The 23,018-nt window shown below is 61.4% G+C and carries 20 protein-coding genes; 10 read left to right on the top strand and 10 right to left on the bottom strand.

Going from position 1 to position 23,018, the window contains the following annotated elements; genetic code table 11:
* Nucleotides 1-60 precede the first annotated feature (60 nt).
* Both ADU59_RS06015 and ADU59_RS30205 read right to left on the bottom strand, forming a co-directional pair.
* Nucleotides 61-786 carry a gamma-glutamylcyclotransferase gene (locus tag ADU59_RS06015; protein ID WP_244506359.1) on the bottom strand — a complete coding sequence of 242 codons (726 nt, stop codon included), beginning with the start codon at nucleotides 784-786 and terminating at the stop codon, nucleotides 61-63.
* A complete protein-coding gene (locus ADU59_RS30205; RefSeq protein ID WP_139093148.1) occupies nucleotides 779-1,132 on the bottom strand; it encodes a hypothetical protein in 354 nt (117 codons plus the stop codon). Before ADU59_RS30205 ends, ADU59_RS06015 begins: the two co-directional genes overlap by 8 nt.
* Here ADU59_RS30205 and ADU59_RS06010 point away from each other — a divergent pair.
* A complete protein-coding gene (locus ADU59_RS06010; protein ID WP_338012925.1) occupies nucleotides 1,116-1,622 on the top strand; it encodes a histidine kinase in 507 nt (168 codons plus the stop codon). The genes ADU59_RS30205 and ADU59_RS06010 overlap by 17 nt on opposite strands.
* A 38-nt stretch (nucleotides 1,623-1,660) precedes the next feature.
* On the opposite strand, the gene ADU59_RS06005 is transcribed toward ADU59_RS06010, so the two are convergent.
* Nucleotides 1,661-2,557, bottom strand: a complete 897-nt coding sequence (locus tag ADU59_RS06005; protein WP_068952740.1) for a LysR family transcriptional regulator — start codon at nucleotides 2,555-2,557, stop codon at nucleotides 1,661-1,663.
* 166 nt (nucleotides 2,558-2,723) lie between these two features.
* On the opposite strand from ADU59_RS06005, the gene ADU59_RS06000 reads away from it, so the two are divergent.
* The 4 genes from ADU59_RS06000 to ADU59_RS05985 all read left to right on the top strand — a co-directional run bounded on the left by ADU59_RS06000 (nucleotide 2,724) and on the right by ADU59_RS05985 (nucleotide 6,530).
* Nucleotides 2,724-3,905, top strand: a complete 1,182-nt coding sequence (locus ADU59_RS06000; protein WP_068953711.1) for an MFS transporter — start codon at nucleotides 2,724-2,726, stop codon at nucleotides 3,903-3,905.
* 96 nt (nucleotides 3,906-4,001) lie between these two features.
* Nucleotides 4,002-4,835, top strand: coding sequence for an aldo/keto reductase (locus ADU59_RS05995; RefSeq protein WP_068952738.1), 834 nt, complete (start codon nucleotides 4,002-4,004; stop codon nucleotides 4,833-4,835).
* 100 nt (nucleotides 4,836-4,935) lie between these two features.
* The gene (locus ADU59_RS05990; protein ID WP_068952736.1) at nucleotides 4,936-5,691 is read left to right on the top strand and encodes a histidine phosphatase family protein; all 756 of its coding nucleotides are present in this window, start codon (nucleotides 4,936-4,938) and stop codon (nucleotides 5,689-5,691) included.
* A gap of 440 nt (nucleotides 5,692-6,131) precedes the next feature.
* Nucleotides 6,132-6,530 (top strand): hypothetical protein, encoded by a 399-nt coding sequence (locus tag ADU59_RS05985; protein ID WP_068952734.1) that lies wholly within the window; start codon nucleotides 6,132-6,134, stop codon nucleotides 6,528-6,530.
* Between the two features lie 106 nt (nucleotides 6,531-6,636).
* Here the strand turns inward: ADU59_RS05985 and ADU59_RS05980 are convergent, their stop codons facing one another.
* Complete coding sequence (locus ADU59_RS05980) at nucleotides 6,637-8,370, bottom strand: calcium-binding protein (RefSeq protein WP_068952732.1); 1,734 nt, start codon at nucleotides 8,368-8,370, stop codon at nucleotides 6,637-6,639.
* 258 nt (nucleotides 8,371-8,628) lie between these two features.
* On the opposite strand from ADU59_RS05980, the gene ADU59_RS05975 reads away from it, so the two are divergent.
* A complete protein-coding gene (locus tag ADU59_RS05975; protein WP_068953710.1) occupies nucleotides 8,629-9,792 on the top strand; it encodes an MFS transporter in 1,164 nt (387 codons plus the stop codon).
* Between the two features lie 25 nt (nucleotides 9,793-9,817).
* Here the strand turns inward: ADU59_RS05975 and ADU59_RS05970 are convergent, their stop codons facing one another.
* Nucleotides 9,818-10,189, bottom strand: coding sequence for a nuclear transport factor 2 family protein (locus ADU59_RS05970; protein ID WP_068952730.1), 372 nt, complete (start codon nucleotides 10,187-10,189; stop codon nucleotides 9,818-9,820).
* 18 nt (nucleotides 10,190-10,207) lie between these two features.
* Nucleotides 10,208-10,606 carry a hypothetical protein gene (locus tag ADU59_RS05965; RefSeq protein ID WP_068952728.1) on the bottom strand — a complete coding sequence of 133 codons (399 nt, stop codon included), beginning with the start codon at nucleotides 10,604-10,606 and terminating at the stop codon, nucleotides 10,208-10,210.
* A gap of 281 nt (nucleotides 10,607-10,887) precedes the next feature.
* Between ADU59_RS05965 and ADU59_RS05960 the strand changes: the two genes are divergently transcribed.
* Nucleotides 10,888-12,447: a helicase HerA-like C-terminal domain-containing protein gene (locus tag ADU59_RS05960; RefSeq protein ID WP_068953709.1), complete on the top strand. Its 1,560-nt coding sequence runs from the start codon at nucleotides 10,888-10,890 to the stop codon at nucleotides 12,445-12,447.
* Nucleotides 12,448-12,565: 118 nt separating this feature from the next.
* On the opposite strand, the gene ADU59_RS31125 is transcribed toward ADU59_RS05960, so the two are convergent.
* Nucleotides 12,566-15,769 carry a M10 family metallopeptidase C-terminal domain-containing protein gene (locus ADU59_RS31125; RefSeq protein WP_068952726.1) on the bottom strand — a complete coding sequence of 1,068 codons (3,204 nt, stop codon included), beginning with the start codon at nucleotides 15,767-15,769 and terminating at the stop codon, nucleotides 12,566-12,568.
* A gap of 315 nt (nucleotides 15,770-16,084) precedes the next feature.
* Nucleotides 16,085-16,507, bottom strand: a complete 423-nt coding sequence (locus tag ADU59_RS05950) for an organic hydroperoxide resistance protein (RefSeq protein WP_068952724.1) — start codon at nucleotides 16,505-16,507, stop codon at nucleotides 16,085-16,087.
* A 144-nt stretch (nucleotides 16,508-16,651) separates the two neighbouring features.
* On the opposite strand from ADU59_RS05950, the gene ADU59_RS05945 reads away from it, so the two are divergent.
* From ADU59_RS05945 to ADU59_RS05935, 3 genes are all read left to right on the top strand, one after another.
* Nucleotides 16,652-17,131 carry a MarR family winged helix-turn-helix transcriptional regulator gene (locus tag ADU59_RS05945; RefSeq protein WP_068952722.1) on the top strand — a complete coding sequence of 160 codons (480 nt, stop codon included), beginning with the start codon at nucleotides 16,652-16,654 and terminating at the stop codon, nucleotides 17,129-17,131.
* Between the two features lie 95 nt (nucleotides 17,132-17,226).
* Complete coding sequence (locus tag ADU59_RS05940; protein ID WP_158515701.1) at nucleotides 17,227-19,155, top strand: sensor histidine kinase; 1,929 nt, start codon at nucleotides 17,227-17,229, stop codon at nucleotides 19,153-19,155.
* 2 nt (nucleotides 19,156-19,157) lie between these two features.
* Nucleotides 19,158-19,544, top strand: a complete 387-nt coding sequence (locus tag ADU59_RS05935) for a response regulator (RefSeq protein WP_158515700.1) — start codon at nucleotides 19,158-19,160, stop codon at nucleotides 19,542-19,544.
* A 69-nt stretch (nucleotides 19,545-19,613) separates the two neighbouring features.
* On the opposite strand, the gene ADU59_RS05930 is transcribed toward ADU59_RS05935, so the two are convergent.
* Together ADU59_RS05930 and ADU59_RS05925 are read right to left on the bottom strand one after the other, a co-directional pair.
* Entirely contained in the window at nucleotides 19,614-20,402 is a 789-nt protein-coding gene (locus tag ADU59_RS05930) for a L,D-transpeptidase family protein (protein ID WP_068952715.1), read from the bottom strand.
* 196 nt (nucleotides 20,403-20,598) lie between these two features.
* Nucleotides 20,599-22,959: a sensor domain-containing protein gene (locus ADU59_RS05925; protein WP_083198141.1), complete on the bottom strand. Its 2,361-nt coding sequence runs from the start codon at nucleotides 22,957-22,959 to the stop codon at nucleotides 20,599-20,601.
* Nucleotides 22,960-23,018 lie beyond the last annotated feature (59 nt).

Genomic DNA, 23,018 nt, shown 5'->3' with positions numbered 1-23,018 from the left:
CTTCCAGGATTTTCCATCATCTCAAGACGTTGTACCGGCCAGCCACCGGACGGAGCTCTTTTAACCCTGACAGCAGGCCTGCAATGCGGCATCCTGCCGATGGATCGTTCGGATTTCGTCGGCCACCAGCTTCTGCAGGCGCCAGAGATTGCGGTCGTGAATGCCGAAATCCTCCAGATGCGCGACGGTGTTGTAGAGATATTCGGCGCAGGACCCGATATGCCCGCAGGCCCGCGCCAGAATGCCCGCGACCTCATCCAGCGGCCGGCGGGAGCGGATGCGCTCCCCGGTCGCCCCAACCCAGAAGCCCAGCGCCCGGCACGGGCCGCTCTCGGCCTTGACCGGCAGCCACCGGACCGCATCGATATTCTCGACGGCGCTGACTTCACGCCGCAGCATGCGCTCGATCTGGGCGGCGCGGTTGCCGTCCGCCAGGCGGTAGATGACGCCGTCGCATCGCCCGCCGCGCTCCAGCGCCATCATCAGCCCCGGCTGCTCGTGCGAGCCGCGCCACCGGTTGATATGCAGGCAGAAGGACCGGTGCCAGCCGAACGCCGTCGCCCGCTGCCGGTCGATCGCCTCGAATTCCGGCTTCCAGATCAGCGAACCATAGGCAAACACCCAAAGCGGCTCACCATGGCTTTCCCTCTCCAGCTTTTCAGCCAGATCCCGGTACTGCGCGTCGCTGATCGCCGTCCACGGCCCGTCGGGGCCCTGATCGATCATATCCCTGTGGCACAGCGCCACCAGATCGGGTGTCAGGGACATTTCTCGTGGCTCAGGCATGGAGGGGTCTCGGCTGGGGTTTATCAGGAGAAAGATGTGAGGCCTTTCCTGCCAAATTGCCAGAGCGATCCCGCCAGTCAAGCGATCTGGCCGCACAAACAGCGCGGGCGCCACTGACCAGCGCGCCGGACAAGCGGCGGCAGGCGCTGCTTTCCCCCAAATTTGGACGCCCGGCCCGCCGGAATTTCAGGTATTTCTCATAGCCCGGATGCCCCCGGCGATCTTTTGAAGCCCGCATCCCGATGCCGGTTCCGGCCGGCTTGTCTTGCCGTGCTGAAACCGATGACAGCCATTCTTTAAAGTTGTGATCCAATGAGGAGGTAACCCCCATGAAAAAACTGATCATGAAAAGACTGATCGCCGCGGCGCTGTTTGCCGCATGTCTGCCCGCCGCGTCCTATGCCGCAACGCTGGACTTTCCGAGCGACGAACCGGTCGCCTCGATCACCATTCCCGACAGCTGGGGACCGAAGGAAACCGATTCCGGCATCGAGGCCAATGCCGGCGACGATGCCATCTATCTTTCCATCGATGTGACGGACGAGGAAGGGAGCAAGGAGGTGATCGACGCCTGCGTCGAGTTCCTCAAGAAAAGCGGCGTCACCGTCGATCTCGCTACCCAGAAGGAATCGAACGGCGAGCTCAACGGCATGAAGGCGACGAGCCTCGATTGGGACGGCAAGGACAATGACGGCGACGTCAGCATCAGCCTGACCTTCCTGTCGCCGAAGCCCGGCAAGATATTGGTGATCACCTATTGGGGCACCAAGGGCATGCAGGAGGAACATGGACCGGAACTGCAGGCGATGATCGCCTCGCTGAAAGCCGCCGAGTAAGCCCGGTTGTCTTCGGGTGAGCGGGTGGGTCCACCCGCCTACTCCATCTTTTCGGCGAGGAAGTCGATGAAGGCGCGGATGCGGGCGGCGAGATGTTCGTGACCGGCAAAGACCGCGTGAACCTGCTCCGGGTCCTGCGGATTATAGTCTTCGAGAACCTCGACCAGCGTACCCTTTTCGAGATCCGGCTCGACGTGAAATTTGCCGATACGGGCAATACCGAGCCCGGTCAGGCAAAGCGTGCGGGCAATCGAGCCGCTCGATGCCTGCGCGTTGCCGGGCGCCGGCCGCGAAAACACCGAACGGCTCTGCGGATCGCGAAAAGGCCATTCGCCCGGATTTCGCCCGAAGGTGAAGGTGATGCAATTGTGGTTGGCGAGATCGTCCGGGTGCTTCGGCGTGCCGCGCCGCGCCAGATAGTCCGGCGTCGCCACCGTGATCCGGTGGCTTTCGAGAAGCTTCCGGGCCATCAGGCTTGAATCCCGCATCGGCGCCGTCCGGAAGGCGATGTCGGTGCGCTCCTCGATCAAATCGATAATGCCGTCGCTCAGGGACAGATCGAGCCTCACCTCGGGATAACGCGCCAGAAACTCGCCGGCGAGCGGCACGATGTAGCGCTCGCCGAAACCGATCGTGGAATTGACCCGTAGCAGGCCGCGCGGCGTCGCCCGGCCGCCACCGGCCACGAGCTCTTCCGTTTCGGCGATCTCCGCCAGTATCCTCTGGGCGCGGCCGAGATAGACCTCGCCCTCCGGCGTCAGAAGCAGCGACCGCGTGGTGCGCACCAGAAGGCGTGTTCCCAGCCGGTCCTCGATGCGGGTGACGAGCTTGCTGACGGCCGACGGCGACAACCGCAGCCGGCGGCCGGCCGCGGAAAAGCTCTTCAGCTCCGCCGCTGCGACGAAGACCTCCATCTCCCCTGCCCGATTGTCCATGATGGCGTTCCTTGTGAATTCATTTCACAAGTATTTATCCATTCCTATGGATTATCGCGCAAGTGCCTTTGGCCCATATTCCGCTCAACGAAACCCATTGACGGCCCGGATCTCCGGCCTGCCGCCACCAACACGCCGGCCTCCCACCGGCGACAAAGGTGCTTCCATGCCTCTTGCCCTCTTTGCACTGACGATCGCGGCCTATGCGATCGGAACGACGGAATTCGTCATCGTCGGCCTGTTGCCGACCGTTGCCACCGATCTCGGCATCACCCTGCCGCTGGCCGGGCTGATCGTCTCGATCTACGCGCTCGGCGTCACCTTCGGCGCCCCGATCCTGACTGCGCTTACCGGCCGGATCGAGCGCAAGCCGCTGCTTCTCGGCCTGATGGCGCTGTTCATCGCCGGCAATACGTTTGCAGCACTCAGCCCTTCCTACGAGACGCTGCTGGTCGCCCGCGTCCTGTCGGCCTTCGCCCACGGCGTCTTCTTCTCCGTCGGCGCGACGATCGCCGCCGATCTGGTGCCGGAAAATCGCCGCGCCTCGGCCATCGCGCTGATGTTCATGGGGCTGACCGTCGCCATCGTCACCGGCGTGCCGCTCGGCACCTTCATCGGCCAGACATTCGGCTGGCGGGCCACCTTCTGGGCCGTCGCCGGCCTTGGCGCCGTTGCCTTGACCGCGATTGCCGTGTTGCTGCCTTCGACCCTGTCGAAGGCGCCTGCGGCCAGCCTGCTCGATCAGGTCCGCGTGCTCGGCTCGGGCCGCCTGCTGCTGGTCTTCGGCATGACGGCGCTTGGCTATGGCGGCACCTTCGTCACCTTCACCTTCCTTGCGCCGATGCTGCAGGAGGTCACCGGCTTTGCTGCCTCCTCCGTCAGCCTCGTGCTGGTGCTCTACGGCCTGGCGATCGCTGCCGGCAACATCATCGGCGGCCGCATTGCCGACCGCAATCCGGTGAAGGCGCTGACCTGGCTGTTTGCCGCGCAGGCAGCCGTGCTGGTGATCTTCACCTTCACCTCGGTTTCGCCGGTCCCCGCGCTGATCACGCTTGCAGCGCTCGGCTTCCTGTCGTTTGCCAATGTGCCCGGCCTGCAGATCTATGTGGTGCAGCTGGCCAAGCAGCACCGCCCCGGCGCCGTCGATGTCGCCTCGGCGCTCAACATCGCCGCCTTCAATCTCGGCATCGCCGCCGGCGCCTGGATCGGTGGCCTGGTGGTCGCCTCGCCGCTCGGCCTGCAGGCAACGCCATGGGTCGGTGCGATCCTGGTGGCAGGCGCTCTCGTTCTGACCATCATCAGCGGCATGCTGGACCGCAAGCCGGAAGCTCTTGCCCAGGCGGTCTGACTCAAGCGACTTGACCCGGACGGCAAACGCCACATCTATAAATAACCATTCCAGACCCGGCCGCCTGCCGGGTCTTCTCTCCGAAAGGACAATCCCATGCAGACAGTCAGCGCCCATGGCGCCAATATCCCCGTTCTCGGCTTCGGCACCTTCCGCATGCCCGGCCCGGACGTGCTGCGCATCGTGCCGCAGGCGATCAAGCTCGGTTTCCGCCATATCGATACGGCGCAGATCTATCGCAACGAGGCCGAGGTCGGTGAGGCCATCGAAGCGTCGGGCGTTGCCCGCGGCGATATCTTTCTCACCACCAAGGTCTGGGTCGACAACTACAAACACGCCGATTTCTTGAGCTCCGTCGATGAAAGCCTGAAGAAGCTGCGCACCGATTATGTCGATCTCCTGCTTCTCCATTGGCCCAGCAGCGGCGTGCCGCTGGCCGAGCAGATCGGCGCACTCAACGCAGTGAAAAAGGCCGGCAAGGTCAGGAATATCGGCGTGAGCAATTTCAACACCGCGCTGATGGCGCAATCGGTGGCGCTGAGCGAAGCACCTGTTGCCACCAATCAGATCGAATATCATCCCTATCTCGACCAGACGAAGGTTCTGGAGGCGGCCCGTGCCACCGGCATGTCGATCACCGCATATTATGCGATGGCCGATGGCAAGGTGCCGAACGAGCCATTGCTGAAGGACATTGCCGCCAAGCACGGCAAGACCGCCGCCCAGGTGGTGCTGCGCTGGCTGATCCAGCAGAAGGATGTGATCACCCTGTCGAAGACGGCGACCGAAAGCCGCCTGCCGGAAAATTTCGACATCTTCGATTTCGATCTCACCGGTGACGAGATGGCCGCGATCCACAAGCTGGCCCGCCCGAACGGCCGCATCGTCAGCCCCGGCGGTCTGGCACCCGACTGGGATCGGGCGGACTGACGGATACCATCCAGACCCGTCATGCGACGGGTCTGTTTCCTCCGCGTTTGACGGCACCGGCGATGCGCGTTACTCCAAGTCAAACAGCGCGGGATAGCTGATGCGTATCTTTCTCGTCCGCCACGGCGAATCGCTTGGCAACCTCGACGAACGGGCCTACCGGCAATTCGGCGATCACAACGTTCCTCTCACCCAGTGGGGGCAACGGCAGATGACGGCGGCCGGCCACACCATCGCCGCCTATCTGGACGCATTGCCGCGCCCGGAAGTCCGTCCGGTTAAAGTCTGGTATTCCCCTTATCTGAGAACGCGGCAGAGCAAGGATGCCTTGCTGGACGCTCTGCCGCCCGGGATCGTCGGCGCCGTAAGAGAGGATTACCTGCTGCGCGAGCAGGATTTCGGTCTCTTCACCGAGATCTACGATCAGGCCGAACAGAAGCAGAAATTTCCCGACGAGTTCGAGCGCTGGGCGAGACTGAGGAACAACAGCGGAAAATTCTACGCACGGCCGCCGGACGGGGAAAGCCGGGCGGATGTCGCACAGCGCGTCCGCCTCTTTCTGCAAACCGTGATGCAGGAGCCGGACAGCAGCGAAGACACGCTTGTCATCGTCGGCCACGGCGTCACCAACCGGGCGTTCGAAATGAACGTGCTGCATCATTCGGTCGACTGGTTCGAGCGCTCCAACAACCCCGGCAACGCCGATGTCATCGTGATCGAGGGAACACTCCTCGCTGGATTTACGACGACGCTGCTCCATCAGGCCGCCGATCGGCAACCCGGACAGGAAAGCCAACTGCGCGATGCCTATGGCGCCGAGGTGACCCGGACGCCCAAACCCGGCGGGCAGCCGTAACCGACCGCCGTTCCTTCACGCGCTGTTTTGCGAGACGACCTCAGATCGGCGGGACGACGCCGTTTGTGCCGACGACGATACGGCTGGTGGAAGCGGACTGGGACCGGGCGGATGATCCCAAACCCTTTGGGATGACGAGACGCTGCGGGGGCAATATCCAACCCCCGCATGACGTGCATTACCGGATGGGGCGTGGACGCTCAAAAAAGAAGCGTCGTCCAGAATGCATAGCTGTCCTGAGGTCCGTTCCGGTAGGGGCGAAATGACATCCGAAGGCCATTTTCTGCCCCAATTGAAACATCGCCGATTTCGCACCTGCAAAGCCTTGAATATAAAGGCCTATTGATATCCAAAACAACCTTTGATTTAATTCACCCACAGTGATACTTGCCGCTGTTTCATTCAAACGACAACGCATATTTTCAGCGGAACCTGCAGACATGACGAAACGTAACTGCATCTATATTGGCCTGTTAGCCTTCATGTCTTTTGGGCTTCTTATCGACGCAGCTCTCTGGGCCGCTGGCCCACCAAGTTCCCTCACTGCAAACGATCTGGTGCAGATGATCGGTATCATCACCCTGTTTTCATGGTGGGAGGCAGAGGATGCTGCAACAAGGGACCTTCGACGCAGTTCGGTGGCGAGAGTCGTGACTATTCTGATCGCTCCCGTTGGGCTTGCGATTTATCTTTATCAAACGCGGCCTTGGAAGCGCGCCACAGTCAGCTGGGTCGCATTTATCGGTGGCGTCGCCTTCATCGCCATTCTCACGATCGAACTTGGTGACTGGCTGATTGCACAAGGTTTCTTCCCACCCTCTTTCCTGCACCAGGGGTGAGCTAAGGCAAAAAACTGCCAACACATCGACCATGCAGGGCACTCACTATCAGCGACGTAAAGGGATGGGAGGAGGACGGCGGCCTTTTTATGGACGTTCGTGTTCCTCAGACGATGATGAAATCCGCCGCGGTCAATGCCAGGTCCTTGGCGAGCAAGGCAAATTGCACCCCACCGGCGGAGCCCGTTCCATCGGCATCGTAAAACAGTTTTCCGGTATCCTTTTCATAGATGATGCGATCGCTGGCGTCGCCGGCAAGCCCGGTTGTGTTGGACGCAAAGGCTGCCGAAGACAGGGCGCCTGCCTTGGTCAGGGCGGTGAACACCGAGTTCTGCAAATGGATCGTGTCGTCGATGACGCTGAAATCGGTGATCGTGTCGATATTGCCGCCGCCCAGCGCCGTATCGAACAGGAAGACATCCTTGCCGGCCCCTCCGGTCAGTTTATCGGCCGCAAGACCGCCATTGAGGCTGTCATCGCCGCTTCCGCCCGACAGCGTGTCCTTGCCCGCGCCGCCAGAAAGCGTGTTCTTGCCGCTGTTGCCGACAATCGTGTTTGCCAGGCCATTGCCCTTGCCGGAGATATTGCCCGATCCGGTCAGCGTCAGATTTTCGACGTTGGCTGCAAGTGTGTAGCTGACGCTCGACTTGACGAGATCGGTTCCGCCCAACCCGTCCTCGATAATCCGATCCCCGCCATCGATGATATAGGTGTCGTTGCCCGAACCGCCGGTCAATGTATCGCTTCCGCCACCACCATCGAGGGTATCGTTGCCGCTCCCCCCCGTGATCGACTGGGCGAACGCATTGCCTGTCAGCGTGACCGATTTTACTGTCGTCGAGATCGGATAATAGACAAGAGCTTCAATCTCCTGGCCATACTCCAGCGTATAACTGACAGATGTAAAGACAAAGTCCTGACCTTCGCCAACCGCCTCGATGACCCTGTCTGCAATATTGTCGACAAGATAGAGGTCGCCGCCGGTCCCACCGGACAGATAGTCAATTCCGGAGCCGCCATCGAGGATATCGTTGTCGGCCCCACCGTAAATATAGTCGTTTCCGCTGCCGCCGATCAGCTGGTCGTTGCCGGCATCGCCGTAAATCTGGTCGTTGCCGGCACCACCATCGATGTCGTCGTCACCATTGCCGCCGGAAAGATTCTCCGCTCTTTTGCCGCCAAGGATATCATCCTCGCCATCGCCTCCGGAGACGAAGCCCGTACCGACCCCGGTTGCGCCGTCGAGAATGCCAAGCGAGCCGTCATAGCTGTCATTTCCGGCACCAAGAGAGATATAACCGACCATTGTGCCCGTGTTGACGATCCTGTCGATGGATGAATCGTAAGACATAAAGGCCGTGCCGTTGCCGATGATCTTTCCGGTATTGACGAGGTAAAGCTGATCCGTCCCGCGATGTTCGATCGCAGTGTCTGCCTCGATCGTCCCACTATTGATTATCTTCGTCTGGTAAGTGTTATTGACCGCAGTTTGCGCATTGAGCCGAATGCCGAAATCGTTACCCCATATGGAACCGCGATTGTCGATCGTGCCGCCATAGGTGTTCATGGTAATGCCGGCATAGAAGCCGGCGACATATCCGGTTTTCTCGACAAGCACCTTGCTCCATGAGTTCGCCGCACCGTCAAAATAAATACCGCTGCTCGCACCAATGACCGATCCCTTGATGGTCGCGGTCAAAAAATTTCCGGTTCCGTAGATGGCCGAATCGGCGGTGGCACCGACCGAGACGCCAACCCCCACAAAAACAAACTCGTTGCCGAGCAGCGAAGCTTGAGCCGCCGCTCCGACGGAGTCGACGTTGAAAATCTTGGACGCCATTGCAAAACCCTCGCTTAAAAGACTGGATAAATTTGCATTGTTCTCTACTCTTTAGAAATATTGTCCAATTCCGGAGAAAAGTCTTCTTGATTCCCCGAAAATCAGGGATGGCGCCAAGTTTAAAACCCATCCTATTGTATTAAATAAGCATTTTAGAATATTTCAGAACTGTTCCGTCGATCGGCGTTTCGCCCATTTCACCTTGACCGATGTTGTTGTAAGAGAACGCAGGCCCCGGTGGACGGCCGCGAGGGTCTCATGCATTCATCACAGGCAACAGCCGACTTCATGCCCGACTGGGCGGCGATCGTCGCCGTCATTCTCGGCGCATCCGCCTTTTCGGTGGCGCAGGGCATCACCTATCCGCTGATCTCGCTGACGCTGGAAAGCCGCGGCGTGACGCCGGCGATGATCGGCCTCAACGCCGTCGGCTTTGCCTTCGGCCTGGCCGCCTCGACACTGCTGCTCGGCCAGCTGACGGCGCGGCTGCGCACCGACAAGCTGATCATCGTCAGCCTCGTCGGCTGTTCGCTGTGCCTGGCGACCTTCGCGGCGACGACGTCGCTGCCGGTGTGGTTTTTCGCCCGCTTCCTGCTCGGTTTCTTTGCCAGCCTGATCTTCCTGCTGGGCGAAGCCTGGATGAACGCCGCCTGCCCCGACCGCCTGCGCGGCCGCGTCTCCGGGCTCTACGGCGCCGGCATCTGTGGCGGTTTTGCCGCCGGCCCGCTGGTCATTCCGCTGCTGGGGACCGAGGGTGGTTTCGGCTTCGCGCTCACCGCCGTCTATGTGGCGCTCGTCGCCTTTGCCACCGCCGTGCTGACGCTCTCGACCCGCACCACGCCGGAGGCTTCGTCGACCCGGGACGTCTTCGTCTTCTTCACCAAGGCACCGCTGCTCGTCGCCATGGTGCTTGCTTTCGGTTTCTCCGATATCGCCGCGATCTCGGTGATGCCGGTCTATTTCGTCAAGACCGGCCATTCGGAGGCCTTCGCAGCCCTCAGCGTCACCGCGCTGGCTTTACCGACTGCGCTGGCCCAGCCCTTCATCGGCATGGCTCTCGACAGGCTGCCGCGCCGGCGCGTGGCGATCACCATGGCCGGCATCGGCGCCATCGCCTTCCTCGTCATTCCGTTCCTGACCTCGCCGGTCGCCATTCTGATGGATTTCGCGCTTTTGGGAACTGCGAGCTTCTCGCTCTACACCTGCGCGCTGACCATGCTGGGCGAACAGTATCGCGGCGGCATGCTGGTGGCGGGCAGTGCCGCCTTTTCGCTCGCCTATGCCGTTGGCAGCGGGGCCGGATCGGGCGCCACCGGCGCGGTCATGGACCTGCTCGGCCCCTATGCGGCACCGGTCGGCGTCGGGCTTGTCATGCTTTGCTTCACGGCGATACTGGCACGCGGGAAAACGGCAAAAGCGTAGCTTATACGCGTTGTAGCAGCCGGTTTTACCCAGCGGTTTTGGTGCCTTGATGAAAGACCATCTGCCAGCGCCCGTCCCGGTGACGCCAGATCGAGGAGCGCAGGGAATGCCGCGCACCGCGTTTTGAGCGGTAGGTCAAAAGCGCCACATCTTGCGACAGCCATGTCAACGCGTAGTCCGACGCAGAAACCGGGGAATCGGCGCCGTCCGCTTCCTGACCAAGCGCTTCGAGGATCGCGGCGCGTCCGTAGATGGTCCCCGAGCTGCCGAATTCGACAAAATCCTCGTCAAGAAGAGCGCCGGCCAAATCGGCAGACCGGCGCACCGCCGGATCGTGGAGCCGTTCCTCCAGGATCCGGAACATGGCAAGATTGTCGGTTACGATCTCCCCTGCCATGTCGAAACATTTACCCAATCAGACGAACTGGCTGAGGCCCGGAACCGAGGCGACGACTTCGTCGACGACATCGGCGCCGACCTTTTCCTTGGCAAAGGCGATGGTTTCCTTGGCAAGCGAGGCAATCTGGCCCATGCCGAGACCTTCCGACATCAGCTGCTGCCCAAGCGCCATGACGCCGCCGCCGGCGCCAACCGCATTCAGCAGCCCGCCCAACAGGCCGCCGCCACCGGTTGTGCCTTCGCCATTGTACTGGGCGACCAGCTCAGACGCGCCGGGAATGGAATCGATCATCTTGGCGATCGGGCCATCGGCAGCTTCGCGCTGCAGGAAGCCGAGCATCATACCGATGGCTTTTTCGGCAAGCGCCGGGTCGACACCGACATTTTGCGCGACACGGGTGATCAGTTCTTCCATGTGTGATTCTCCTCATTATTTTTGACGTGCACGTCAAGGTAATTGATCTCGGATGGGAATTCAATCGCCCTTCGGATCGCGTATCCATAACGCGAATGCGATTATCTTCTCACGCCTTGGTGGTAATTACAATGTGACCATCCGGCCCGCGCAGCGTCCTTTGTTCCGCAATCCGGCTGTTGCCGGTGACCGGCACTCCTCCTATAACAGGTATGGGAAACAATGCGATGAAGGCTGACGAACAGTTGGCATTTCATGACAAAAATGGAGACGAGGCCCACATGCTTGAAGACGGGAAGCTCTATATCGGCACCAGCCGCAAACCGGACGATACGATCAACAAGGGCGAATATCTGGATTTCAAGTTCGGCAACCGCCATGGCCTGATCACCGGCGCCACCGGCACCGGCAAGACCGTGACACTGCAGATTCTGGCGGAAAGTTTCTCCAATGCCGGCGTGCCGGTGTTTTGCGCCGACGTGAAGGGCGATCTTTCCGGCATCGGCGCCATCGGCACGGCCCAGGACTGGGTGACGAAGCGGGCCGAGCAGATCGGCTTTACCGATTTTGCCTTTCAGGAATTTCCGGTGATCTTCTGGGATCTCTACGGCGAAAAAGGCCATCGCGTGCGCGCCACCATGTCGGAGATGGGCCCTCTGCTGCTTTCGCGCCTGATGAACGCCACGGATGCGCAGGAAGGCGTCATCAACATCGCCTTCAAGATCGCCGACCAGGGCGGGCTGCCGCTTCTGGATCTCAAGGATTTCCAGGCGATGCTCACCTATATGGGCGAAAACGCCACCGAGCTTTCCAACAAATACGGTTTCATCTCCAAGGCCTCGGTCGGCTCGATCCAGCGCGAACTGCTGATCCTCGAGCAGCAGGGCGCCGTGCATTTCTTCGGTGAGCCGGCGCTGAAAGTCTCCGACATCATGCGCACGACCCGCGACGGCCGTGGCGCCATCTCGGTGCTCGCCGCCGACAAGCTGATGATGAACCCGCGCCTCTATGGCACCTTCCTGCTCTGGTTGATGTCGGAGCTGTTCGAGGAACTGCCGGAAGTGGGCGATCCGGACAAGCCGAAGCTGGTGTTCTTCTTCGACGAGGCGCATCTGCTGTTCAACGATGCACCGAAAGTTCTGCTGGAACGCATCGAGCAGGTCGTCCGGCTGATCCGCTCCAAGGGCGTCGGCGTCTATTTCGTCACCCAGAACCCGCTCGACGTGCCGGAAACGGTGCTGGCCCAGCTCGGCAACCGCGTCCAGCATGCGCTGCGCGCCTATACGCCGCGCGAGCAGAAGGCGGTCAAGACCGCCGCCGACACCTTCCGCCCCAATCCGGATTTCGACTGCGCGACGGTGATCACCAATCTGGGCACCGGCGAGGCGCTGGTCTCGACGCTTGAGGGCAAGGGTGCGCCCTCGATGGTCCAGCGCACGCTGATCCGCCCGCCATCCAGCCGCGTCGGCCCGCTGACAGATGCAGAACGCGCCGAGATCATGAAGATCAGCCCGGTCGCCGGCCTCTACGACGAGGACTTCGACCGGGAATCGGCCTATGAGATCCTGGCCAAGCGCGCCGGCCAGTCGGCACAGCCGGCAGCCCCTGCGCCCCAGGCCGACGGCACACCGACGCCGCCGGACGCGCCCGGCGGCAGCCGCTGGACCCTGCCCGGCTTCGGCAATGACGATGCGGCGGCAACCCCCGCCAATTCGAAACCCCGCGCCGGCTACCAGCGCGAAACCGTCGCCGAAGCCGCGATGAAAACCGTCGCCCGCACCGTCGCCTCCTCGCTCGGCCGCGCCCTGGTGCGCGGCATTCTGGGCAGCCTGAAGCGATAAAGCCCGCAAGGCTGTGAAACGAAAAACGGCGGCCCCACGCGGACCGCCGTTTTCATGTCTGCTCATTTGAAAACCGCACCGCCCCGCAAACGGGCGGCGCGATCATTCATGGGACGCCTCACAGCACGAAATATCCCTTCGACAGCGTCAGCGCGTCATCCAGATGGATGGAGAAATCGGCCTTCCCGTCGCCGTCGACATCGCCGTAGATATAGGTATCGGACGTCTTCTTGTCATAGCGCAGCTCGCCGGCCTTGCCGCTGAAGGCGGCGGTGCCGAGGAAGGAGAAGGCCTGGTTGCCGGCGGTTTTGGTGCTGGCGTCGATGGCGGAAAGGTCGATGCGGTCGCCACCTGCACCGGAGAAATCGAGGATCGTGTCGCGGCCCTTCGATGCCACGGTGGAATCCGACAGCGCCTTGAACAGGAACACATCCTTGCCCGGGCCGCCCGTCAGCGTGTCTGCGCCGAGGCCGCCATAGAGGATATCGTCACCGGCATTGCCATAGAGGTGATCGTTGCCGCCATAGCCGTACAGCGTATCATTGCCCGCACCGGCAACGATCTTGTCCGCACCGATGCCGCCCTTCAGCGTCTCGCCATTTTCCGTGCCGTTGATCGTCTCCATCACATCGGTAATGGAGATGGTGAAGGTCTTGATCGTCTTCTTGCCGGCAAGATCCGTCACTTCGACCGTGATCGTGTCGTTCTGCAGGGTTTCATAATCGAGCGCCTTGCCGACCAGCAGCTTGTTGCCGGACAGTTTGAACAGGCCGCCGGCGCTGTCGGTCAGCCGGTAGGTGACGGCGCCGCCTTCCGGGTCGGTGGAGGCAAAGACGCCGATCGTCGTTCCCACCGCCGTATTTTCCGCCACGGAAGTCTTGGAAAGCGTCGGCGCGGTCGGCACGCGGTTTGCCGGCGTGGTGATCGTGGTGTCGGCAAATTCGATCTTCTCGACACTGAAGAGAACGTCGGAACCGACATTGACGCTGCCGTCGGCATTGCGGACGATGACGTAATCACTTCGGTTTCCGCTGAAAACCGCCGTATCCGTGCCGCTGCCGCCATAGAGACGGTTGCTGCCGCCGCCGCCGATCAGCCGGTCATTGCCGGCGCCGCCGAACAGCTGGTCGTTGCCGTTACCGCCGTCCAGCGTGTCCGCCTTGGCGCTGCCGAACAGCCGGTCGGCGCCGCTGGTGCCGGTCTCATCCTTGAATTCGGTCGTATCGAAGATGAAATCTCCGGCTGTCAGCTTGCTGGCCGCGACCTTGGTCAGCTGGATCGCGTGGTCATAGCCGTAGAAATAGGCATTGAAATAGGCATCCGTGCCGTTCTTCGTTTCCAGAATCAGCTGCAGCTGGTCAAAGCTCGAGATGCCGAAGGCAGACACATCGATCTTGTCGGTGCCGACCACGAAGTCGCCGATCGTATCGTAGCTCTCGCTGGTATAATGCGCCGCCCGCTCGATCGACTTGAAGGTATCGGCACCGGCCTGACCATAAAGGACGTTGCTCCCCGCACCGCCGATCAGGATATCATCACCAGAGCCGCCGAACAGCTGATCGTTGCCGGCGCCGCCGTCCAGCGTATCCGTCGTCCTGCTGCCGAACAGACGGTCGGAGCCATTTGTACCAACCAGATCCTTGAACGTCTGCGTATCATAAATGAAATCGCCGGATGTCAGCTTGCCGGGCAGCACTTTGGTCAGCTGAACGACGTGATCGTAGCCGTAGTAATAGGCGTTGAAATAGGCATCCGTGCCGTTCTTCGTTTCCAGGATCAGCCGCAACTGGGCGAGGCTCGAAATGCCGAGGGCAGAGACGTCGATCTTGTCGACGCCGACCTGGAAGTCGCCGATCGTATCGTAGCTTTCGCTGGTGTAGTGCGCCGCCCGCTCGATGGAGGTGAATGTATCGGCGCCCGTCTGGCCGTACAACACGTTGGTGCCCGTGCCGCCGATCAGGATATCGTTGCCGCCACCGCCGAACAGCTGATCGTTGCCAGCCCCGCCCTCCAGCGTGTCACCCGCCTTGCTGCCGAACAGGCGGTCTGCACCACCGGTGCCGACTTCGCTCTTGGCACCCTGCGTATCGTAGATGAAATCGCCGGATGTCAGCTTGCTGGCCGCGACCTTGGTCAGCTGGATCGAATGGGCATAGCCATAATAATAGGCGTTGAAATAGGCGTCGGTCCCGTTCTTCGTCTCGAAGATCAGCTTCAGCTGGTCGAAGCTCGAAATGCCGAAGGCCGAGACGTCGATCTTGTCGGTGCCGACCACAAAGTCGCCGATCGTATCGGAGTTCTCGCTGGTATAATGTGCCGCCCGCTCGATCGATTTGAAGGTATCGGCTCCAACCTGGCCATACAGCACGTTGGTGCCGGTGCCGCCGATCAGGATATCGTTGCCGCCGCCGCCGAACAGCTGGTCGTTGCCGGCCCCGCCGTCCAGCGTGTCGCCGCCCTTGCTGCCGAACAGCCGGTCGTTGCCAGCGGTGCCGGTTTCGCTCTTGGCGCCCTGCGTATCGAAGATGAAGTCGCCGGATGTCAGCTTGCTGGCCGCGACCTTGGTCAATTGGACGATATGATCGTAGCCGTAATAATAGGCATTGAAATAGGCGTCGGTCCCATTCTTCGTCTCGAAGATCAACTTCAGCTGGTCGAGGCTCGAAATGCCGAAGGCAGAGACGTCGATCTTGTCAGTACCGACCACAAAGTCGCCGATCGTATCGAAGCTCTCGCTGGTATAGTGCGCCGCCCGCTCGATCGATTTGAACGTATCGGCTCCCGCCTGGCCATACAGCACATTGGTGCCGGTACCGCCGATCAGAGTATCGTTGCCGCCACCGCCGAACAGCTGGTCGTTGCCGGCCCCGCCGTCCAGGGTGTCATTCTTGGTACTGCCGAACAGCCGGTCGTTGCCGCCGGTGCCGGTTTCGCTCTTGGCGCCCTGCGTATCGAAGATGAAATCGCCGGATGTCAGCTTGCTGGGGGCGACTTTGGTCAACTGGACCGAATGGGCGTAGCCGTAATAATAGGCGTTGAAATAGGCGTCGGTGCCATTCTTCGTCTCAAGGATCAACTTCAGCTGGTCAAAGCTCGAAATGCCGAAAGCGGAAACATCGATCTTGTCGACCCCAACCTCGAAGTCGCCGATCGTATCGTAGCTTTCGCTGGTATAGTGCGCGACCCGCGCACTCGATTCGAACGTATCGGCACCGCCCTTGCCGAGAAGGATATTCTCGCCGGCGCCGCCAACCAGCGTGTCGCTGCCGCCGCCGCCGGTCAGCGTTTCCTTGTTTCGCGTTACACCGACAATTCTCGCCATAGAACACCCATCCATTCAATTTTGCTAAAATATCAGGCCGTTACGCCGCGCCCTTCCATTTTCGATGGGCGAAGCAATTTATAGCGAAGGTTGCAACGGAAACAATTGCAGCGAGAAAAAAATTTGATGACAAAGAGGGAGACGTCAATGGATGCGGGGCTTGCCGGCGAAAACCCGCCCGCCGTCACCGCAATACGCGCCACGCTATCCTGATCGCACGATCCGGTATTACTGACGTCGACATGCCTCCCGCAGCAACGGAAAACCCGGCGGATCGCTCCGCCGGGCTCTCTATGCAGATTGAATGGACCCGTCTCAGGCGAGCTTTGCAGAGACTTCGGTCGAGGTGCGCAGCGCGTGGCTGTAGGGGCAGACGATATGGGCGGCGGCGACGAGCTTTTCGCCGGTTTCGCGGTCGATGCCCGGCAGGCTGACGGAGACCGACGGGCTGATGTAGAAGCCGGTGCCATCTTCGCGCGGGCCGATACCGACTGTCGTGGTGACCGTCGCGTCATCGGGGATCTTCACCTTTTCCTTGCCGGCAACGAACTTCAGCGCACCAAGAAAGCAGGCGGAATAGCCGGCGGCGAACAGCTGCTCGGGATTGGTGCCGGTGGCGCCATCGCCGCCCAGTTCCTTCGGGACGGTGAGGGTGACGTCGAGAACGCTGTTGTCGCTGGCAGCATGGCCGGCGCGGCCACCGGTTGCGGATGCCTTGGCTGTGTAGAGAATGGGCATTGTCTGTCTCCTTGGTTTTTGGACTTCTGGGCAGTTGATTGCGGGGGCAATGCGTTGTCCGGATTTTTAATAGCGCATAATTCAATTGTACGCAATATAATTTTGCAAATTGCAAAACGTCGCTAAAACTGCGAGAATGCAAGCATGACCCACGATAATGACATGCGTAAGGACGATCTGAAAGACAGCGAGGCGCTGGCGCTCGGCCAGCAGCTCTGCTTTGCCGTCTATTCGGTAGCGCATGCCTTCAACCGCACCTACAAGCCGCTGCTCGACCGGTTCGGCCTCACCTATCCGCAATATCTGGTGCTTCTGGCGCTCTGGCAAAAGGACAGGATGACGGTCAAGGGCATCGGCGAGGAACTGGGGCTCGATTCCGGTACGCTCTCGCCCCTGCTCAAGCGGCTGGAGACCGCCGGTTTCGTCAGCCGGATCCGCGACAAGAGTGATGAGCGCCAGGTCATCATCACGCTGACGCCCAAGGGCGTGGCGCTGAAGACGGATGCTTTCGGCATCCTGATGGAAATCGGCAAGGCGACCGGATGCAGCATGGAGGAAGCCGCCGCCCTGCGCTCTGCCCTTCATGACCTGGGCACGCATCTCGACGAGAACCAGAACGGCTAAAACACCACCCTAAAACGCCGTATCAGCCTTCCAATATACAACCGCCGCGCTACTCTTTGTCCGGAGCGATGTCTCGTCGCTGGGAGGCGGAATTCTTGCGCCAGGACCACATAGCCAGATCGTCCGGCATGCTGACCGGATGGATCAGCATCGCCGTCGGTATGGCGGTCATGGCACTGTGGCTGGCCCGGCCTGTCACGCTCGTGCCGGCAGCACCGGTTCTCTTTGCGATGCAATTCAATACGGCGCTCTGTTTCGTGCTTTCGGGCAGTGCAGCCTGCCTGCTGGCGGCGGGCGCGCGGCGCATGTCCATGGCGCTTGCCGGCCTTGCCGCCCTGTTTGCCGTGGTGAGCCTGGCGGAATATATTCTCCCGATCGGCCTTGCGCTCGGCCAGCTGTTCATCACGCCTTTCGTGACTGTTGGCACCGGTCTTCCAGGCCGCATGGCGCCCAATGTCGCGTTCTGCTTCGTGCTGATCAATGCGGCGATCCTGCTCGGCGGTGCCCCCGGCCGCCTCTTCCCCATCCGGGTCGTTCTCGCTGCGCTGGTCTTCATGATCGCGGCCAGCGCCCTGCTCGGTTATCTTCTCAGCATCTCGACCGCGCGCGACTGGCTGCCTTTGGCGCGCATGTCGCCGCAGACGGCATTCTGCTTTTTCAGCCTTTCGGCGGGACTGATCTTTAGCGGCGTCGAACGGCTCGGCTATCCGCTGCCGGTGGTCGCAGCGACGCTCGCGGCGGCGACCTATCTCCTGCTGCTGAGCATCACCTATATCGAGATGCTGCGCCAGGAAGCCCGGTTTACGCAGGAACTTCCGGCAGGCGAACACAACAATGCGCGCTCGACGCTGCTGGCCGTGCTGCTTTTGTCCGGGGCGGTCTATGCCTGCCTGATCGTCTATGCCTTTCGCAGCGCCGAACGGTCAAAGACGATGGCCAGGCAGCTGCGCGAAAGCCGCAAGCGGCTGGCGGCCATCATCGATACAGCGGCGGATGGCTTCATCACCATCGACGAGCGCGGCACGATCCTGTCGGTCAATCCGGCCTGCGAAACGATCTTCGGCTACCCTGCCGGCGAGATGCTGCGCCGGAATATCGCGATGCTGATGCCGCGTGGCGGCGGGGCGCTTCCCCATGCGGACAGCGACGCGAACACCGGCATGGAGGGCGTGACCGGTGCCGGCCGGGAGACGGAAGGCCAGCGCAAGGACGGCTCGACCTTTCCCGCCGAGCTTTCGGTCGCCAGGATCGATCTCGATCATCAGGTGCTCTACAGCGGCGTGGTGCGTGATATCTCCGGGCGCAAGGCCTATGAGCGCGATATCCTCGATGCCAATGCCGAACTGGAGGAATTCTCCTACCGGACGTCGCACGACCTGCGCTCGCCGATCGCCTCGTCGCTTGGGCTGATGTCGATCGTCCAGGACATGATCCGGCAGGGTGCGAACGTATCCGAGCTTCAACCGGTGCTCTCACGGATCGACCAGAGCTTCCGCAAGCTCGACCACCTCATCCAGAATATCATCCTTCTCACCCGCACCAAGGTGATGGACGAGCCGGAAAGCACGATCCCCGTCGCCCGCACCGTGCGCGATACGCTCGACCGGCTGCGCCATATGGATGGCAGCCGCCGTTCCGCCGTCCATATCGACATTCCCGACACGATGGTCGTGCGCCGCAAGGCGAGCCGGTTTCAGATCATCGTCGACAACCTGCTGTCGAACGCGATCAAGTATCACGACCCGGCGGAGGCCCTGCCCGAGATTTTCGTGCGCGCCTCCTCCGTCAAGGGACGGTTCGTCCTGTCGGTGGCCGACAACGGGCTTGGCATTCCGCCGGGCAGCGAACCGCAGCTTTTCCAGATGTTCAAGCGCTTCCACCCGCAACATGCCCCCGGCAGCGGGCTGGGGCTCTATATCCTGCGCAAGAGCGTCGAGCATCTCGGCGGCACCGTCGCCTACCGCCGGCAGGACAAGGGCAGCATTTTCACAGTGACATTGCCGGAGGAGGACAAAGGGAGATGAGGATGCACTCCATACTGACCGTCGATGACGACGAGAACGACCAGTTCATCTGCACCTACACGATCCACAGGTTCGATCCCGGGATCAAGGTGCTGCAGGCCATGAACGGGCTGGAGGCGCTGACCCTGCTGAAAGCCACGACGCCCGATGTCATCATCCTCGACATCAACATGCCGGTCATGAACGGCTTCGAGTTCCTGGAGCATTACAGGGAGGAGTTTGCCACGCATGCGCCGGTGGTGGCCATGCTGACCAGCTCGCACCACGCCGCCGACCGTGAGCGGGCGCTGCACTACGATTTTGTCACCAGCTATTTCGAAAAGCCGCTGACGCCGGAGAACCTGCGGGCGATGGCCGTGCTTCTGGGAGACGGGAAACACGGAGCTTGAGGGACAGCCGCCGCGCCGGCCTCCCCGCGGACAAAGTCCGGCGCATCGACAACGACGCGCCGGAACCTATCAGATCACCAGAATAGGTGCGCCGGGGCGGACGCGATCGTAGAGATCGATGACGTCCTGATTGATCAGGCGCACACATCCCGACGATACGGCCTTGCCGATCGACTGCCATTCCGGATTGCCGTGCAGACGGTAGAGCGTGTCCTGGCCATTCTGGAAGATATACATGGCGCGCGCACCGAGCGGATTGTTGAGGCCCGGAGCCATGCCGCCATTGGCGATCGAATATTGTTCCAGATGCGGCTGACGGGCGACCATCTCGTTCGGCGGCTTCCAGCGCGGCCATTTCTGCTTCCACTGGATCACGCCCCTGCCCGACCAGGCAAACCCCTCGCGGCCGATGCCGACGCCATAGCGCATGGCCGAGCCGTTGGGCAGAATGAGGTAGAGGAAGCGCTCGCCGGTATCGACGATGATGGTGCCCGGCCGTTCGCCGAAGGTATTCTCGACCTGCTGGCGATAGAAGCGCGCATCGATCTGCTGATAGGGCACCGCCGGGATGTTGAAACCGTCATCGATCTTGGGGCCGTACATCTCGGCGTAATAGGCCGATTGCGCAGGCAGGCCGCTCGGCGGCGCACCGCCATCGACGGGGCCTTCCAGCTCAGCGCCGTAGCGCGGATCGCTGAAGCGGCCTTCCATGGCCGGATTGCGGAAATAGGGCGCGGTTTCGGCGCGGAAGCGGTCCGTATTCATCGAGGACGTACATCCTGCAAGGCCGGCCGAGGCGACGGCAAGCCCGGACATATTGAGAAACTGCCGGCGGGAGAGAGGTTTGGAGAGGGTCATTGAACTCTATATTCCGTTGACGCGGATTGGCGAATGCGTAACCCAGGGCCACGCAGCATTGCATCCCGGGCACATATACCGGTCTCTGCCACAAGTATGGCAATTGCGGCTGGAACAGGGCTTGCGCCAGCCAAGCATGTTCACGACGGCGCAAGACCGCTTCAGCGATGCAAAAACAGCACAGACATAGGGCGCGCTAGCCCGCCAGCAAGGCAACAAACGCCGCCGCCCCCACCGGCCGGCTGATGAAATAGCCCTGGATATCGTCGCAGCCGCTGGCCGCCAGGAAATCGACCTGCGCCTGTGTTTCCACGCCTTCGGCAATGACCTGCATCTGCAGCTTCTGCGCCAGCGAGATGATCGCGCCGGTGATCGCCATGTCGTCGGCATCGTCCGGAATGTCCTGAACGAAGGAACGGTCGATCTTCAGGCGGCGGACCGGAAAGCTCTTCAATGCGCTGAGGCTCGAATAGCCGGTGCCGAAATCGTCGATGGCAAGATGGACGCCGAGCGCCTCAAGCTCGTGCATGGTGGCAACAGCCGTGACGACATCCTGCATGATCAGGCTCTCGGTCACTTCCAGCTCGAGATAGCGCGCTTCCAGCCCGCTCACCTCGAGCGCCTCGGCCACCCGCGACACCCAGTTGCGCTCCTTGAACTGGCGGGCGGAGACATTGACGCTGACGACGATCGACGGCAGGCCCGCATCCTGCCAGGCCTTGTTCTGGCGGCAGGCTTCGTTCAGCACCCAATCGCCGATCGGCACGATCAGGCCGGTTTCCTCGGCCAGCGGGATGAACTCGCCCGGCAAAACCATGCCGCGCTGCGGATGCTGCCAGCGCAGCAGCGATTCAGCCGCAAAAATCCTCTGCGTCTTCAGGTTCATCTGCGGCTGGTAATGCAGCACGAATTCGCCGCGGGCAATCGCATCGCGCAGCTCCTCGTGACGCCGCAGTTTCTCATGGGCCTTCAAGGCCATTTCCACATCGAACAGCTGCAGATTGTTGCGGCCGATTTCCTTGGCCCGGTACATGGCCGAATCGGCATTGGCCAGCAGTTCGCTCGCAGTCTCGCCGTGATCGGGATAACAGACGACCCCCATCGAACAGCTGACCTGCAGGCTGCGTCCGCCCAGCACCAGCGGCGCACCGATGGCGGCGCGGATATCCTCCAGCCGGGACAGAACGATGCTGCGTTCGGGCGGCAGGCCGTTCAGGAGAATGATGAATTCGTCGCCGCCGACCCGCACGATCATGTCCGACTTGCGCACGCAGGCCAGCATGCGGCCGGCAACGACCCGCAGCAGCTCATCGCCGGCATTGTGGCCAAGCGTGTCATTGATCAGCTTGAAATTGTCGAGATCGAGGAAGGCCAGCGCCACCCACTGGCCGCTGACGCGCGCCTGCTGCAGGGCGCTGGCGACACGCTCATCGAACAGCACCCGGTTGGGCAGGCCGGTCAGGGCATCGTGATGCGCCATGAACTGGATGCGCTCTTCCGATTGACGCCGCTCGATGGCGATGCCGGCAAGATGCGCCGCCATCGAAATCATGTCGTTCTGCTCGACGGAGGGAACACCGACGTCCCGCGAATAGAGGGCGAAGGTGCCGAGCACCTGCCCCTGATAGGATTGAATGGGGGTCGACCAGCAGGACCGGTAACCCAAGGGCCTGATCAGCCCGGCATAATCCTCCCACAGGGGGTCGCTCAGGACGTCGGCGACGACGACCGGTTCACCGCGCCAGGCGGCCGTGCCGCAGGATCCGGCCTTGGGGCCGATGGCCAGGCCGTGGATCGCAGAGCAATAGGCCTCGTCGAGCCCCGGGGCAGCGCCGGACAGAAGCTGTCTCCCGTCCGGCGACAGGAGCAGGATCGAACCGACGATGCCGGGCAGATGCGCCTCGATCATCAGGATCAGCTCGTTGAAGAAATCGGCGAGCGGCGTGCTCGTGGCAATCATTTCCAGCAGCCGGGCCTGGCCGACGAGCAGACGCTCCGCCTTCTTGCGATCGCTGATATCGCGCGAGATGCCGACGATGCCGATGGTCTCGCCCTGCTTGTTGCGCAACGGCACCTTGGAGGTCATCAGCCAGCGCTCGTAGCCCTTGCTGACGAACGCCCGCTCCTCCATTCCGAAGATCGGCTGGCCCGTCTCGATGACCTGCCGCTCCGTCGCCGCCATATGGCCGATCATTTCGGCCGGATGCAGGTCGTAATCGGTCTTGCCGATGATATCCTTCATTTCCGCAAAGCCGTTGTCGGCAACCGTGGCACGATTGGCGATGAGAAAACGGCCTTCGAGATCCTTGGCATAGATATAATCGGGGATGTGGTTCATCATCGTCTCGAGCCAATAATGGCGATCGGCGATGTCTGGTTCGGGGCCGAACATGCGGGACACTTCGGCAGCAAGCCGCTGGCTTGCCGCAAACAGCCTCTGCGTATCACCGCCGGCAGTCTTGGCTCCGTTATCGCGCCGATAACGGCCTAAACTCTTCGTCAAGCAAGCCTCCAGGGATGGATGGTCCGTTCGAGCCGTCTCTTCCTTGTCTTTCATGCTGGTTTCTAGCAGCCAGAAGTTATTCTTCCCTAAAGACAACAGCTTCAAATATAGGT

It is taken from the genome of Pararhizobium polonicum (assembly GCF_001687365.1).
In the GTDB taxonomy this organism is placed as follows: domain Bacteria; phylum Pseudomonadota; class Alphaproteobacteria; order Rhizobiales; family Rhizobiaceae; genus Pararhizobium; species Pararhizobium polonicum.
The sequence above is the reverse complement of the archived record's forward strand: the minus strand, read 5'-3'. Positions and strand labels throughout refer to the sequence as shown.